The organism is Hoyosella levis, assembly GCF_026008515.1.
In the GTDB taxonomy this organism is placed as follows: domain Bacteria; phylum Actinomycetota; class Actinomycetes; order Mycobacteriales; family Mycobacteriaceae; genus Lolliginicoccus; species Lolliginicoccus levis.
The window spans coordinates 244,666-258,834 of sequence record NZ_BQYM01000004.1; the positions used below are offsets into that span (position 1 = coordinate 244,666).

Consider the following 14,169-nt stretch of genomic DNA (forward strand, 5'->3'; position numbering starts at 1 on the left):
GTGCTCTCCCTTTGCGTCATGCCCACCGCGCTGCCGCGGCGACAACCTTCGATTCAAGCCGGCGGACGGACTCCGGATCGATGATCCGGGACGATTTCCGGCTGCGGAGGAAATCGTCGAATGCCTGCATTGTGGTCCATCGTGGATGGAACCCGAGCTTCTCGCGCATCCGCATGGTGTCGAGCCCGCAGCCGAATACCAGGTAGTCCCGCTGGTCGCCCGCATAGTCATGCATGCCTAGCCGCTTCTGGAGACCGGAGACGAGGGGGAACATCGGGGGCACGAGCGGCGCCTGCACGCCCCCGGCGCGCCGGATGGCCTGCGACAGGGCGATGACGCCGTCCGCGGCGATGTTGTAGGTGCCCTGGGCACCAGCGACCGTGGCGCGCTCGAACGAAGCGAGCGCATCCTCCTCGTGGATCATCTGCAGGCGCGGATCGCGCCCGAGGATCGTGGGCACGATCGGCTGCAGCAGGTAGCTGGTCAGATCGGTCTCGAGCCTGGGGCCGATGATCGGCGCGAGCCGGAGGATCGTCGTGGCGATATCGGGGCGGCGGCGCCCGAGCGACCGGGTATAGCCCTCGACGTCGAGGCAGTCCCGCGCGAACCCGCCCTTGGGCGGCTTGCGGGCGCTCATCTCCTCGGTGAACATCGCCGGATCCTTGGCGCTCGAGCCATAGATGGACCAGGAGGACTTGAGGATCACGCGCTGCACGTGGTCGGACTTCTGGCAGGCGGCGAGCAGTTGCATCGCGCCAATGACGTTCATCTCCTTGGTCGCTGCGCGGCCACCGCTACTGGCGGGGTGCGAGGACATGGACAGATGAACGACGGTATCGACCTCGGCGTTGCGCACGACCTTGGCGATCAGCGGGTTGCGGATGTCCGCCCGGACGAAATCGGCGCGACCCATCCGGCGGCGCATGTCCTTGGATGGCGGTACCGCATCGACCGCGATGACCCGCTCGATGTCAGGGTTCTGCGCGAGCCGCGCGGTGAGGAATCCGCCAAGGAACCTGCTGGCGCCGGTGACCAGGACGACACGCGGTGCATCGGATGGCTTGGTCCCGGCGCTGTCGCGACCGGGCTCGCTGCTCCCGACGGCATCCGTGGGGGACCCATCGTCACGGTTCTCCGTCACGACCTGCTGCTCCTCCACTTTCGTGCTCACCATTCCTACCCTAGTGCGCGATCGAGGATGCCAACAATGCTGCTGCGGGACCGCGACCGCATCATGTCCGGATCGATGCGGAAAAAACCCGTGCCCGCCACGTCATGATCGTGGCGGGCACGTTGGGCATCGATCAGCTTGCGGAGATAATAGACCGTCTCGAGGGAAACGGTCTAGCCCCCGCTACTTGCCAAGTTTTCTGCGCTGCACCCGGGTGCGACGAAGAAGCTTCCGGTGCTTCTTCTTCGACATGCGCTTGCGCCGCTTCTTGATCACTGAGCCCATATGGGTGCCCCTTAAGTTCTGCTTGACAAATTCTCTGGACAGGCCTTGGCACGCATCACGCCACCTGCCGACCAGGACGCGGGCGGGAAGCCGGATAAGCACCAGCTGCACAACACCCGGCATTGATCGCACGACGGCCGACGCGCCGAAGGACCATATTACCGGTGATCCACCGCGACCTGGTAACCGAGCGGGTCCTGGGGCGATTCCCCGCCCGCCGGACCGATCAGCTCACGTCGAAGTATGCGGTCTGCAAGTAGTCGTGGACGGTCTTGGCGTGGACCCGGAAGGACCGCCCTACCCGCACAGCTGGCAGCTCGCCGCTATGCACGAGCCGGTACACCGTCATCTTGGAGACACGCATGAGCGTGGCGACCTCGGCAACGGTGAGGAACTGCGTCGAGCCAAACATCGATTGGGTCACGTTCTCGTCACGCCCTTGTCCCGCGGCCCCCGCGGGTGGCAAATCTGTGGTCATACTGGTTTCACCTCCGGCACGCTGCGCGCCACCGGCTTCCCCTCCGGCAGTGTTGACACGCGCGTGTCCCCCCGAGCTTACCGGGACACGTGTGTCTGATGCGACGTGTGGGCCCAAATAGGGCACAAATCGGACCCGCAGCATCCTGCCCCGCTGCCAGCCAGGCCTCAGTTGCGGTCCCCGAGCTGCTCCGAGCGTGCGCGCGCGGCCCCGAGCGCTTGCAGCACCGCGCCCCGGAACCCCTGCCGCTCGAGCTCCGCGAGCGCGGCGGCCGTCGTGCCGCCGGGAGAAGTCACCGCGTAGCGCAGGTCCGAGGCCACCGACAGCGGCAACGAGCCGGTGTTCTTCTCCTCCGCGACCAGCATTTCCCCCGCTCCCACCATCGTCTGCACCACGAGCTCGAGCGCGGCGGCCCGCGGCAGGCCCATCGTCACCGCCGAATCGACCATTGCCTCGACCATGAGGAAGAAGTACGCGGGGCCGGATCCTGATACCGCGGTGACGGCATCCATCGACGACTCCGGCATCACCTGGACCCGGCCGACCGACTCGAGCATCGCCGCCACGGCCGACAAGTGCTCCTCGGTGGCGTAGCGACCACCCGCGACCACGCACATGCCCTTGTTGACCAGCATCGGCGTGTTGGGCATCACCCGCACCACGGCTGTTCCGGCGGGGAGCTGCGATTCGAACCATTCCGTCGTCAGCCCGGCCGCGAGCGAAACGACGAGCTTGTCCGTCTCGCTGACCTCGATCACCTCCACGAGATCGGCGAGAACCGCCGCGGCGTCGCCAGGCTTGACGGCGATCACCAGCGTCTCGGCCGACTCGCCCGCGTCGCGCACGGACATCGAGCGCACGCCATACCGTCGGCTGAGCTCATTCGCCCGCTCTTTCGACTTCTCGGACACCACGACATCGCGAGGCTCGGTCCCCGACGCCAGGGACCCCGCGAGGAAAGCCTCACCGATCCGGCCACCGCCCAGTACTGCAATGCTCGTCATAGCGAGTAGCGTGCCACGATCAGCCGACCGATGCGAGCACCCCGGTCATCGGTTCCCCGAGGGCTGTTCCTGCACGGCTGGCTCGGCCGCCGGGTCGAGGTGCTTGCGCGCGAACTGCAATGCCTCGGTGAGCAGCAGCGACCGCTCCGGAACGGTGCGCGCGTGCTTCGTCGAGATCTCCAGGATCACCTGACCGGCAAAGCGCTGCGCGGCGAGCTGCTGGCACAGCTCCGCGCACGGCTGGTTGCCATGCCCCGGCAGCAGGTGCTCATCGATGGAGGCTCCCCGGCCGTCCGCGAGGTGGATATGCGCCAGCCGCTCCCCCATGCGGCCCGCGAGGGCCATCGCGTCGGTTCCGGCTGTAGCTGTGTGCGAGAGATCGAGCGTGTAGTGGAGATGCTCGATGTCCGTGGGATCGAAGGACGGCGCGAACGCCGTGAGCCCCCGGCCCGGGCCGCCGCGGTCACGCATGCGGGCAGCGGAGCGCTCCTTGCGGCCGAACAAGCGGTCCGCGCGCATCGGGAACATGTTCTCGACCGCGAGGTTCACCCCCGTGGTGCGCTCCAGGTTCCAGGTCTGCTCGGCGAAGCCCTCGGCGTAGCGACGCTGCCAGCGGAACGGCGGGTGCACCACGACGGTCTCCGCACCGAGATCCGAGGCGAGCTGCGCGGAGCGGTCCAGCTTGGCCACCGGATCAGTGCCCCACACGCGCTGGGAGATCAGCAAGCACGGCGCGTGCACCGACAGGATCGGGACGCTGTACTTGCGGGAGAGCGAGGCCAGGGCGGACATATCCTGGCTGGAGGCCTCCATCCACACCATCACCTCGACACCGTCATAGCCGGTCTCGGCCGCGTAGCGGAACCCCGCCTCGGTGTTCTGCGGATACACCGAGGCAGTGGACAGACCGACCCGGACCTTGTGCCGACTACTCACAGTTCTCACTCGCCTTTCGCTCCATGGCCGAGATCGGTGTCGAGCTTGCGCAGGATGAGCCCCTCCCGCAGCGCCCACGGACAGATGTCCACGCTCTCCACCCCGAGTGCTCGCATGCTGGCCTCGGCGACCAGCGCGCCCGCGACGATCTGCGATGCCCGGTCCGAGCTCACGCCCTCGAGCTCCGCCCGGTCCGAGGCGGTCATGCGGGAGATGAACGCGATGATCTGCCGCAGGCCCGTCGCGGTGAGGGTACGCCGCACCCGTGGTCCGGCCGAGGAGGGCGCGGCACCGGTGAGCCGGGCCAGCGACCGGAAGGTCTTCGACGTCGCGACCGCGAGGTCAGCCTTGCCCGACTCCTTGACCTGCTTGGCGGCATCAGCGAGCTCGGCGTCGAGCCAGTCCCGCAGGACAGAGATCCGGCGCCGGTCCGGCGGGTCCTCCGGCATCCACTCCCGCGTCAGCCTGCCAGCTCCGAGCTGCAGCGAGAGCGCCACGTCCGGGTCCTCATCGATGCCGCTGCAGATCTCCAGGGAACCGCCACCGATATCGAGGTTGAGGATCCGGCCAGCGCTCCAGCCGTACCAGCGGCGAACCGCGAGGAAAGTCAGTCGCGCCTCGTCCTCGCCGGGCAGCACCTCCAGCGTCACGCCGGTCTCCTCGAGCACGCGCGCGAGCACGGCATCGGAGTTGCCCGCGTCGCGCACCGCCGAGGTGGCGAACGCCATCATCTCCTCGCAGCCCGAGGATCGCGCGATCCCGGAGAACTCAGCGATCGTCTCCACCAGGCTGTCCGCGCACTTCCTCGTCAGATCGCCGTTCTTGTCGATCTGCTCGGCGAGGCGCAGGGCAGCCTTGGTGGAGCTCATCGGGGTTGGGTGACCACCCCGGTGTGCATCCACCATCAGCAGATGAACCGTGTTGCTTCCGACATCGAGGACCCCTAGGCGCACATCCTCCACGTTAGACCGCTACCGTCGAGCCTTGTGCACCAGCCCAACACTTCGGCCCACGACGCCGCGCCCATCCTGCCCGCCGAGGAGGTCGAGCCCGATTTCCCGCGCGAATGGATCGAGCTCACTGATCCCGGCGATCCCGAGCATGTCATCGCCGCGGACCTCACCTGGCTGTTGTCGCGCTGGACGTGCGTCTTCGGCACCCCGAGCTGCCAGGGGATCATCGAGGGACGCGGCAATGATGGCTGCTGCAGCCACGGCGCGTTCCTCGCCGACGACGAGGACCGGGACCGCGTGGCCGCCGCGGCGAGCCGACTGACCGAGAACGATTGGGAACTGATGGCCGAGGCGCACCATCCAGCCTCCGGCGAGCTCGACATCTACGAGCTCGATGAGCTCGACGGGGAGGAGGCGCTGCGCACCCGTCGGCATGATGGCGCCTGCATCTTCCTCAATAGGCCAGGATTCCGCGGTGGCGTGGGCTGCGCGCTGCACCACATGGCGGTGCGCACCGGCGAGGAACTCGTGGCCGTCAAGCCGGACGTGTGCTGGCAGCTTCCCATCCGGCGCACGCAGGAGTGGGTGGAGCGGCCCGATGGAGAGCAGATCCTGCGCACCACGATCACCGAGTACGACCGGCGTGGCTGGGGCCCCGGCGGAGCTGACCTGACCTGGTGGTGCACCTCATCGCCTGATGCCCATATCGGCACCGAGGCCGTCTGGCGATCCATGTCCGCCGAGCTGCGGGCACTCATCGGTAATGAGGCGTACGACGCCCTCGCGGTGATGTGCCGCCGCCGGGAGGGCCTCGGGCTGATCGCCGTGCATCCCGCCACCGCCCGCGCCGAGGCGGCAGGGGGCAGCTGAGCGACGGCGCTGGCCGCGCGGCGCGCTAGGGCTCGAGCTTGTAGCCGAGGCCGCGCACGGTGACGAGGTGGCGCGGCTTCGCGGGATCCTGCTCGATCTTCGACCGCAACCGCTTGACGTGCACATCGAGCGTCTTCGTATCGCCGACGTAGTCGGCGCCCCAGACCCGATCGATGAGCTGGCCACGGGTGAGCACCCGGCCACTATTGCGGAGCAAGTACTCGAGGAGGTCGAACTCCTTGAGCGGCAGTGTGATGGTGTCGCCGCTGACCTGCACGATGTGCCGCTCGACGTCCATGCGCACCGGCCCGGCCTCGAGCACGGTGTCGGATGCCAGCTCGGCCTCTGGCTCAGCGCCACGGCGCAGGACCGCGCGGATGCGGGCGATCAGCTCGCGCGACGAGTAGGGCTTGGTGACGTAGTCGTCGGCGCCGATCTCGAGGCCCACGACCTTGTCGATCTCGCTATCGCGCGCGGTCACCATGATCACCGGCACCGCCGAGCGCGACCTCAGCTGCTTGCACACCTCGGTGCCGCTCATGCCGGGCAGCATGATGTCGAGCAGGACGATGTCCGCCCCGTCATCATCGAAGGTGTCCAGCGCGGCAGGACCGTCCGTGGCGATCGTGACCTCGAACCCTTCCTTCCGGAGCAGGAACGCGAGCGGATCGGCCAGCGATTCCTCGTCCTCCACGATCAGCACTCTTGTCACCGGCGTGTTTCCTCTCTGAGATCCACTGGGGCTTTCCCAGCAGCAAGCGGTTCGGTTTCCTCATCGGACTCGACGTAGGCAGGCAGCACCAGGGTGAAGGTCGATCCGGTTCCGGGACGGCTCCACATGCGGATCGAGCCGTTGTGATTGGCCGCGACATGCTTGACGATAGCGAGCCCGAGCCCGGTGCCCCCGGTCGCCCGCGAGCGGGCCTTGTCCACCCGGAAAAATCGCTCGAACACCCGCTCGTGGTATTCCGGCGCTATGCCGATCCCCCGGTCGGTCACGCTGATCTCGACATTGCCGTCGCGCATGTTCCGGCTGATCGTCACCGGCGTATTGGACGGCGAGTACGAGATGGCATTGGACAGCAGGTTCGACAGTGCTGTCACCAGCAGGGTGCGATCGCCGAGGACCTCGAGCCCGCTCGGGAAGTCGGTGGTGATGGTGATGTCGGCCGCCTCCGCGGACACCGCGGCCCGCTCCAGGGCTTCCTTGACGATCTCGTCGACATCCACGACCTCGAGATCCGGGAGCTTCTCGGCGCCCTGCAATCGCGAGAGCGCGATCAGTTCGCTGACCATGCTGCCGAGCCGGTTGGACTCGTGCAGCATGCGTTCGCCGAAATGATGCACCGATTCGGGATCGTCAGCGGACTCGAGCAGCGCCTCGGCGAGGAGGCTGATCGCTCCCACCGGTGTCTTGAGCTCGTGGCTGACGTTGGCGACGAAGTCACGCCGGGTGGCCTCCATGCGGACCTGCTCGGAGTCGTCCTCCGCGTAGACCACCGCGATGCGCGGCTCGGCAGCATGAAGCAGGTGGGCCCGGCCGCGCACCGCCACGGCACGGCGCGCGAGGGGCCGGGCCTTGGCGGACATATCAAAATCGACGCTGTCCCCGGTAGCGATGACCTGCTGCACCGCGGCCCAGGCGCGATCATCAAGCAAATGGTTGCGCACCACCCCGAGCTCCTCAACCCGCACGTTGGACAGCACCACGCGCTGCTGGGAATCAACCACGGCGATCCCGATCGGCGAGGAGGAGACCACGAGGTCGAGGACCTGGGAGACCGTGAGCGTCTCGGGCTCGTGCGGGTTCGCGGCGGCGCGGCGCTGCAGCCGGGCGTTGACCAGTGATCCGGCAATTCCACCAATGCCCGCGGCGCAGAGCGCGAGCAGCACAGCCTGGAGGATCGTCACGTTTCGAATGGTACGGAGGAATGAACAAACACCCTAATATCGTGGAGCCATTTCAACGCACGTCACAATCGACGCGGTCGAAATTCCTTTCCTGTTCACGCTCGCGCAATGTTGCTCGCGCCCGGGGGCGGTGTGGTGCCGTGAGTGCCAGCGGCGCCACACCGCCCTGGACCCCTGGAACTACTTGCCTTGGGCTGCTACCGCCGCGGCGCCCGCGGCAGCGGCCTCGGGATCGAGGTAGGTGCCGCCCGCGTTGGCCGGCGAGAGGTCATCGCCATCGAACCGGTACACCAGCGGGATGCCGGTGGGGATGTTCAGCTGGGCGATCTCGGTGTCGGAGACGCCATCAAGGTGCTTGACCAGGGCCCGCAGCGAGTTGCCGTGCGCCGCTACCAGCACAGTCTTGCCCGCCCGCAGCTCGGCCGCGATGGTGGACTCCCAGTACGGCACGAGCCGCGTCACCACATGCTGGAGGCACTCGGTGAGCGGGGCATCGTCGAGCTCCGCGTACCGCGGATCCTGGTCCTGGCTGTACTCGCTGCCCACCTCGATGGGCGGGGGCGGCGTGTCGTAGCTGCGCCGCCACTCCATGAACTGGTCCTCGCCATACTCGGCCTTCACCTGGGCCTTGTTCTTGCCCTGCAGGGCGCCATAGTGGCGCTCGTTGAGCCGCCAGTCCCGGTGCACCGGGATCCAGTGCCGGTCCGCGGCATCGAGCGCGACGTTCGCCGTAGTGATCGCGCGCCGCAGCAACGAGGTATAGAGGACATCCGGGAGCACGCCATGCTCGACAAGGAGCTCGCCGGCCCGCTTGGCCTCGCCCATCCCCTTCTCGGTGAGGTGGACGTCCACCCAGCCGGTGAACAGGTTCAGCGCGTTCCATTCGCTCTCGCCGTGGCGCAGCAGCACGAGGGTTCCGATACTCATTCCCTCATCCTTGCACGGCGCTCCGGCCCGGGTCGCGGGGTCATGGAACTTCGCGGCACGCGAACCGCTCGCGACCACTCCCCCGCGACCGCCGGGCTGCCTGGCTCACTAGCTGGCGGCGGACTCCCGCGCGCGCAGGTCCTTGCGGAGGATCTTCCCCGCGGCCGACTTCGGCACGGCGTCGATGAACTCCACCGCGCGCACCTTCTTGTACGGGGAGACCTTCTCCGCGACGAACTCCATCACGGCATCAGCGGTGAGCTCCGCGCCCTCCTGCGCCACGACATACGCCTTCGGCACTTCCTCGCCCTCCGCATCGATCACACCGATCACGGCGGCATCGGCGATCTGCGGATGGCTGAGCAGCAGCGCCTCGAGCTCGGCGGGCGGCACCTGGTAGCCCTTGTACTTGATGAGCTCCTTGAGCCGATCGACGATCGTGACGACGCCGTCCGCGCTCACCGTCGCCATATCACCGGTGCGCATGAAGCCATCGTCCATGATGGTCTCCGCGGTGGCCTCGTCGTTGCCGAGATAGCCCTTCATGATGTTGGGCCCCTTGCACCACAGTTCGCCGGGCTCGCTCGTGCCTTCCGCGGGAACCGGGATCTCGTCCCCGCTCTCCGGGTCAACGAGCTTGCACTCCATGTTCGGAACCGTGAAGCCCACCGAGTCCAGTGGCACGTCATCACGGTCGAGCGGGATCAGATGACTCACCGGGCTCATCTCGCTCATCCCGTAGCCCTGGCGGACGATGCAGCCCAGCCGCTTGGCCACGGCATGACCCAGGTTCGCATCCAGCGGCGCCGCTCCCGAGAAGACCAGCTCCACGCTCGACAGGTCCACGTCGTCCACTGCGGGATGCTTGGCGAGCGCCACGGCGATCGGCGGAGCGATGAAGATCTGGGTGCACTTGTTCTCCGAGGTGATCCGCAGGAACTCAGCGAGATCGAACCGAGGCATCGTCACCAGCGTGGAGCGATTGCGCAGCGCGAGGTTCAGCAGCACCGTCATGCCATAGATGTGGAAGAACGGCAGTACCGCAAGGCTGCGCTGCGGCCCCTCGCCGAGCAGCCCGCTCGCCTGCGACACGTTTGCCACGAGGTTGCGGTGGGTCAGCATCACGCCCTTCGGGCGGCCCGTAGTGCCCGAGGAGTACGGCAGCACCGCGAGATGCTCGGCCGGATCGATCTCCACCCGCGGCGCCGGGGCGAGCTCGCCAAGCAGATCGCGCAGCGACGCGAAGCCCTCGGCGCCATCGAGCACCACGACGCGCGACGCATCGAGCCCCGCCTGCTCCGCGCCCGCGCGCGCCTGCTCGAGCAGCGGCGAGACCGTGAACAGGAATACCGCGCCCGAGTCGTTGAGCTGCTTGGCGATGTCGTCACCGGTGTAGAGGGCATTGATCGTCGTCGCGGTGGCGCCAGCGCGCAGGATGCCATGGAACACCGCACCGAACGCGGGCACGTTGGGCGAGTGCAGGGCCACGACATCGCCGGGCTTCACGCCTCGGGCCGCGAGCGCACCCGCCACGCCATTGATGTGGGCGATCAGCTGGCCATACGTGGTGACCTGGCCGGATGGCCCGTCGATGAACGCGGGGATCTCGAGCTCCGCGTCCGTGATGCTGCCGAACAAGAAATCGTAGATTCCGGTATCGGGGATCTCGACGTCAGGGAAGGGACTGCGGAAGCTCATGATGCTCCTGTCGCTAGACGGTGATCGGCATCACGGTATCACCGGGCGCCTTGCGGCAGGAGCGCTACGCGCCTTGCCGGGCACGCCTCAGGATGACGCCCGATGCTCGCCCGCTGATCCCACCGTGGAGGCCGGGGCAGCCGCTTCGCCCGGGAGTGGCTCGACATCCTCGTCCCTGATCAGGTGCTCGAATGCCTTCAGGTTGGCCAGCGACTCCCCGCGCGAGACGCGCCAGCGCCATTCGCGCCGGATCGCGGTGATGAACCCCATCTCGAGAAGCACATTGAAGTCACCGTCAGCGGCCTCGAGCACCTGGCCGAGGAGCCGGTCGATCTCCTCGGGGGTGACAGCATGGTGCGCCATGCGACCGACGAGATAGATGTCGCCAGAGCGGTCCACGGTGTAGGCGACGCCGTACAGCCGCCGGTTGCGCTGCAGCAGGTACTGGTGCACCGCCGGCTCGTTCTCGTCCGGGTGGCGGCATACGAACGCCTCGATGCGCACGCCGTGCACCGAGGGCGTGAGCAGGCAGGCCGTCTTGAGCTTCTTGGTGCCCGGCAGCTCCACGACGAAGTGCGCTTCCCCGCGCCGCTCCACCGGAAGGTCGCGCTCCCGCAGGGTGTCCTCGATGACCTGCGTCGATCGTGCGATCTGATCAGACATGTGGTGGCCTCTCCTTGTGCGATCGGTACCGCGCCCCACCTACCAGAGTGCCACGGGTCACCGATGACGCAACGCTGCGGGCCGCTAGCCGCCACCGATCACGATGCGACCGCGGTTCCGCTTGCTGCGCAGCACGCGCTCGGCCGGGGCGCCCGCCCGCCGCGGAGACACCCCCGGGCCGCCGTGCTCGCGCAAGGCGCGCGCATAGCAATCGATGAGCGCATCGGCCGTGTGCGACCAGGAGAATCCCGCCGCGTGGCGCGGTGCCGCGGCCGCGAGGCGCGCGCGCAATCCATCATCAGCGAGCAACCGCGATAGCGCGGCCGACCACTCCGCCACGCCATGCCCGGGCACCAGCGCCCCGGTCACACCGTCCGCGACGGCCACCCCGAGCCCGCCCACATCCGCAGCGATCACGGGCGTCCCGCAGGCCTGCGCCTCCAGCGCAACCAGCCCGAACGACTCCGAGTAGCTGGGCACCGCCACCACGTCCGCGGCCCGGTACACCTCCGCGAGGTCGGCGGGAGGCTGCGGCGGAAGGAACGTCACGCGGTCCTCGATGCCAAGCTCGCGCGCCAGGGCCACGAGGTCATAGCCATGCTGGCCGCTGCCCGATGCGCCACCGACGATCAGCACCCGCACCGGCATGGTCGGCGCGCCAGCCAGCACGGCCGCGGCCGCCCGCAGCATCACATCAGGAGCCTTGAGCGGCTGGATCCGCCCCACGAACGCCACGACCTTCTCGCCCCGGTCGATGCCAAGCCGATCACGGGCAGCACCAGCGGGGCCGGGCGTGTAGCGGACGAGGTCAGCACCGGGCGCCGCGATATCGATCTTGCCGGGCCGCGCGCCGTAGTACCGCTGCAGCTGCCGCGACTCCTCGATCGTATTGACCACCAGCCGGTCGGAGACGTCAACGAGCTGCTGCTCCCCGGCCTGCCGGGCCAGCGGCTCGGGCGCGTCCCCCTCGGCCAGCGACGCGTTCTTCACCGCCGCCAGGGTGTGCGCGGTATGCACCAGGGGCACTCGCCACCTGTCCCGCGCCAGCCAGCCGACCTGGCCCGAGAGCCAGTAGTGCGAATGGATCAGGTCGAAGTGGCCGGGCTCGTTGGCTGCTTCCTCGCGGAGCACCGCAGCGGTGAACGGGCACATCTGGCTAGGCAGGTCTGACTTGCCGAGGCCCTCGAACGGTCCCGCCACCACATTGCGGACCGTCACCCCGGGCGAGGCCTCCACCAGGTGCGGGTCCGACGACGAGGTGGCGCGGGTGAAGATATCGACGGCGATGCCGCGACGCGCGAGCTCCTTGGACGTCTCCAGCACATACACGTTCATCCCGCCGGCATCGCCGGTGCCGGGCTGCGCCAGCGGCGAGGTATGCACCGAGATCACCGCGATGCGTCGCGGAAGCGTCCCGCTGGCGGCTTCCCGCGATAATCGCTCGCCGCCATCGAGGCCTGCCCGTCGAGAATCCACTCGATCAATCCTGCCCTAAGTCCGTCGTGCATGGAAAAACTGCGCCCGCCCCCTAGCAGGAACCCGCGAACGCCTCGATTTCTTCCACGAACCGATCCGGGGCCTCCAGGAACGGCGCGTGCCCAGCGCCCTCCCACCAGCTATGGCTGGCGCGCGGCACGAGATCGCATCCATGCCGCGCGGCCCCAATATCCACGACCTCGTCCGCGGTGCCATGCAGGAACAGAACCGGGACGCCGAGCCCGCGGAGCGTTGCATCATGATCGACGTCGCGGCGGAACAGCGCGCCCCGCACGCTCGGCGGGGTGCACAGGCTCGCGCCGACGAGGGCCTGCTCCACCGCGCCCCTTGCATCGCAGCCAGGTGGGATCAGCGCCGGGCCGAAATCGAGGAAAGCCTGGGCCGCCACGCCCGGATCCTCCGACAGCGCGCCGGGGATGACACGCTTCATGGCCGGGCCGGTCGCCGCGCCGGGCCGGCCCCTGCCCAGGCTCGTGATCGCGGCCACCAGCACGACCCCTGCTACCCGCCGCGTGCCGCGCTCGGCGAGATAGTCGCAGAGCACCAGGCCGCCATAGGACCAGCCCACCAGGATCGCGCCCGTCGCCTCCTCGCGCGCCAGCACCGCTTCCACGTCATCGGCCCACGCCTGTGGTTCCGAGTAGCCCGTCCCCGGCTCGTCCGAGCAACCATGCCCCCGGAGGTCCATCGCGATCACCCGGTGGTGCTCGGCGAGCTTGCCCAGCGCTTCGGGCCCCCAGCACGCCCCCGACTGCGCCCAGCCGTGCACCAGCAGGATCGGCGGCGCCGCTGCTTCCGTGCCCGGGCCGTGCACGCGATAGGCGATGCGAGTGCCGTCACTGCTCGTGGCCTGATCGATGCGTGCCATGGTGACGACGGTAGCGCGCAACACCAGCACCACTATCATCAGCGGCATGACCATTCCTGCCGATGCACGCGTAGCAGTAGTGACCGGTGCCAGCTCGGGCATCGGCGAGGCCACCGCCCGGGAGCTCGCCCGCCAGGGCTTCCACGTCGTCATCGGTGCCCGCCGCACCGACCGGCTCGCTGCCGTCGCTGAGGAGATCGGCGGCACCGCGCTGCCTCTCGACGTCACCGACGACGCATCCGTCACTGCATTCGCGAGCGAGCTCCCGCGCGCCGATGTGCTGGTCAACAATGCGGGCGGCGCCAAGGGACTCGAATCCGTCCTCGATGCCTACCTCGATAAGTGGCGGTGGATGTGGGAGACCAACGTGCTCGGCACGCTGCGCATGACACGCGCCCTGATGCCCGCGCTCCTCGCCTCCGGCAACGGGCTGATCGTCACCGTCACCTCCATCGCCGCGCTCGAGATCTACCCCGGCGGCTCCGGATACACGTCCGCCAAGCACGCGCAGGGCGTCCTGCACCGCACGCTGCGCGATGAGCTGCTCGGCCAGCCCATCCGGCTCACCGAGATCGCCCCCGGCGCCGTCGAGACCGAGTTCTCGCTCGTCCGCTTCGATGGGGACGACGCCAAGGCCGCCAAGGTCTACGAGGGGTTCCAGCCGCTCCTCGCCGAGGACGTCGCCGAGGTCATCGGCTTCGTCGCCACCCGGCCCGCGCATGTCAACCTCGACCTGGTCACCGTCAAGCCCCGCGCGCAGGCCGGGCCGGGCAAGTTCGCGCGGGAAGGCTAGGCGCCTGTGCGCGGCGGTGCACCACGAGGCCGTTCGCCGGGCGCCCTCCCCAGAATCTGCTGGTGATTGTCACGCGACACGCCGTGACATGCCAGGCCGGGCGTGACATTAGCTA

15 protein-coding genes are annotated in these 14,169 nt (G+C 68.4%); 2 read left to right on the forward strand and 13 right to left on the reverse strand.

What is annotated here, in order from left to right; genetic code table 11:
* Positions 1–16 precede the first annotated feature (16 nt).
* From QC765_RS06510 to QC765_RS06535, 6 genes are all read right to left on the reverse strand, one after another.
* Positions 17–1,174 (reverse strand): NAD-dependent epimerase/dehydratase family protein, encoded by a 1,158-nt coding sequence (locus QC765_RS06510; RefSeq protein ID WP_373876694.1) that lies wholly within the window; start codon positions 1,172–1,174, stop codon positions 17–19.
* A gap of 180 nt (positions 1,175–1,354) precedes the next feature.
* A complete protein-coding gene (locus QC765_RS06515; protein WP_003402602.1) occupies positions 1,355–1,456 on the reverse strand; it encodes a 30S ribosomal protein bS22 in 102 nt (33 codons plus the stop codon).
* Between the two features lie 226 nt (positions 1,457–1,682).
* Positions 1,683–1,868 (reverse strand): helix-turn-helix domain-containing protein, encoded by a 186-nt coding sequence (locus QC765_RS06520; RefSeq protein ID WP_278313660.1) that lies wholly within the window; start codon positions 1,866–1,868, stop codon positions 1,683–1,685.
* Positions 1,869–2,101: 233 nt separating this feature from the next.
* A complete protein-coding gene (gene proC, locus QC765_RS06525) occupies positions 2,102–2,938 on the reverse strand; it encodes a pyrroline-5-carboxylate reductase (RefSeq protein WP_278313612.1) in 837 nt (278 codons plus the stop codon).
* 45 nt (positions 2,939–2,983) lie between these two features.
* Entirely contained in the window at positions 2,984–3,883 is a 900-nt protein-coding gene (locus QC765_RS06530; RefSeq protein ID WP_373876695.1) for a sugar phosphate isomerase/epimerase family protein, read from the reverse strand.
* Entirely contained in the window at positions 3,880–4,827 is a 948-nt protein-coding gene (locus QC765_RS06535) for a Ppx/GppA family phosphatase (protein ID WP_278313613.1), read from the reverse strand. Before QC765_RS06535 ends, QC765_RS06530 begins: the two co-directional genes overlap by 4 nt.
* A gap of 33 nt (positions 4,828–4,860) precedes the next feature.
* On the opposite strand from QC765_RS06535, the gene QC765_RS06540 reads away from it, so the two are divergent.
* Positions 4,861–5,697, forward strand: a complete 837-nt coding sequence (locus QC765_RS06540; RefSeq protein WP_278313614.1) for a DUF3109 family protein — start codon at positions 4,861–4,863, stop codon at positions 5,695–5,697.
* Positions 5,698–5,722: 25 nt separating this feature from the next.
* Here the strand turns inward: QC765_RS06540 and QC765_RS06545 are convergent, their stop codons facing one another.
* The 7 genes from QC765_RS06545 to QC765_RS06575 form a co-directional block, all read right to left on the reverse strand.
* The gene (locus QC765_RS06545) at positions 5,723–6,409 is read right to left on the reverse strand and encodes a response regulator (protein ID WP_192038382.1); all 687 of its coding nucleotides are present in this window, start codon (positions 6,407–6,409) and stop codon (positions 5,723–5,725) included.
* Positions 6,406–7,608: a sensor histidine kinase gene (locus tag QC765_RS06550; RefSeq protein ID WP_278313615.1), complete on the reverse strand. Its 1,203-nt coding sequence runs from the start codon at positions 7,606–7,608 to the stop codon at positions 6,406–6,408. Before QC765_RS06550 ends, QC765_RS06545 begins: the two co-directional genes overlap by 4 nt.
* 180 nt (positions 7,609–7,788) lie before the next feature.
* Entirely contained in the window at positions 7,789–8,535 is a 747-nt protein-coding gene (locus QC765_RS06555) for a phosphoglyceromutase (RefSeq protein ID WP_278313616.1), read from the reverse strand.
* Positions 8,536–8,643: 108 nt separating this feature from the next.
* Positions 8,644–10,233 (reverse strand): AMP-binding protein, encoded by a 1,590-nt coding sequence (locus tag QC765_RS06560; protein ID WP_278313617.1) that lies wholly within the window; start codon positions 10,231–10,233, stop codon positions 8,644–8,646.
* 87 nt (positions 10,234–10,320) lie between these two features.
* Positions 10,321–10,896 carry a type III secretion system chaperone family protein gene (locus tag QC765_RS06565; RefSeq protein ID WP_278313618.1) on the reverse strand — a complete coding sequence of 192 codons (576 nt, stop codon included), beginning with the start codon at positions 10,894–10,896 and terminating at the stop codon, positions 10,321–10,323.
* A gap of 84 nt (positions 10,897–10,980) precedes the next feature.
* Positions 10,981–12,294 (reverse strand): D-inositol-3-phosphate glycosyltransferase, encoded by a 1,314-nt coding sequence (gene mshA / locus QC765_RS06570; RefSeq protein WP_278313662.1) that lies wholly within the window; start codon positions 12,292–12,294, stop codon positions 10,981–10,983.
* A gap of 130 nt (positions 12,295–12,424) precedes the next feature.
* Positions 12,425–13,309: an alpha/beta fold hydrolase gene (locus QC765_RS06575; protein ID WP_278313619.1), complete on the reverse strand. Its 885-nt coding sequence runs from the start codon at positions 13,307–13,309 to the stop codon at positions 12,425–12,427.
* Between QC765_RS06575 and QC765_RS06580 the strand changes: the two genes are divergently transcribed.
* On the forward strand, positions 13,308–14,054 hold the full coding sequence (locus tag QC765_RS06580) for an SDR family NAD(P)-dependent oxidoreductase (RefSeq protein WP_278313620.1): 747 nt from the start codon (positions 13,308–13,310) through the stop codon (positions 14,052–14,054). The two genes, QC765_RS06575 and QC765_RS06580, sit on opposite strands and share 2 nt — an antisense overlap.
* Positions 14,055–14,169 lie beyond the last annotated feature (115 nt).

Excerpts from the sequence above, each read along its gene's own strand:
- proC (WP_278313612.1), bottom strand. The coding sequence starts at position 2,938 with ATGACGAGCATTGCAGTACTGGGCGGTGGCCGGATCGGTGAGGCTTTC.
- QC765_RS06515 (WP_003402602.1), bottom strand. The coding sequence starts at position 1,456 with ATGGGCTCAGTGATCAAGAAGCGGCGCAAGCGCATGTCGAAGAAGAAG.
- QC765_RS06580 (WP_278313620.1), top strand. The coding sequence starts at position 13,308 with ATGACCATTCCTGCCGATGCACGCGTAGCAGTAGTGACCGGTGCCAGC.
- QC765_RS06555 (WP_278313616.1), bottom strand. The coding sequence starts at position 8,535 with ATGAGTATCGGAACCCTCGTGCTGCTGCGCCACGGCGAGAGCGAATGG.
- QC765_RS06575 (WP_278313619.1), bottom strand. The coding sequence starts at position 13,309 with ATGCCGCTGATGATAGTGGTGCTGGTGTTGCGCGCTACCGTCGTCACC.
- QC765_RS06510 (WP_373876694.1), bottom strand. The coding sequence starts at position 1,174 with ATGGTGAGCACGAAAGTGGAGGAGCAGCAGGTCGTGACGGAGAACCGT.
- QC765_RS06520 (WP_278313660.1), bottom strand. The coding sequence starts at position 1,868 with ATGTTTGGCTCGACGCAGTTCCTCACCGTTGCCGAGGTCGCCACGCTC.
- QC765_RS06565 (WP_278313618.1), bottom strand. The coding sequence starts at position 10,896 with ATGTCTGATCAGATCGCACGATCGACGCAGGTCATCGAGGACACCCTG.
- QC765_RS06560 (WP_278313617.1), bottom strand. The coding sequence starts at position 10,233 with ATGAGCTTCCGCAGTCCCTTCCCTGACGTCGAGATCCCCGATACCGGA.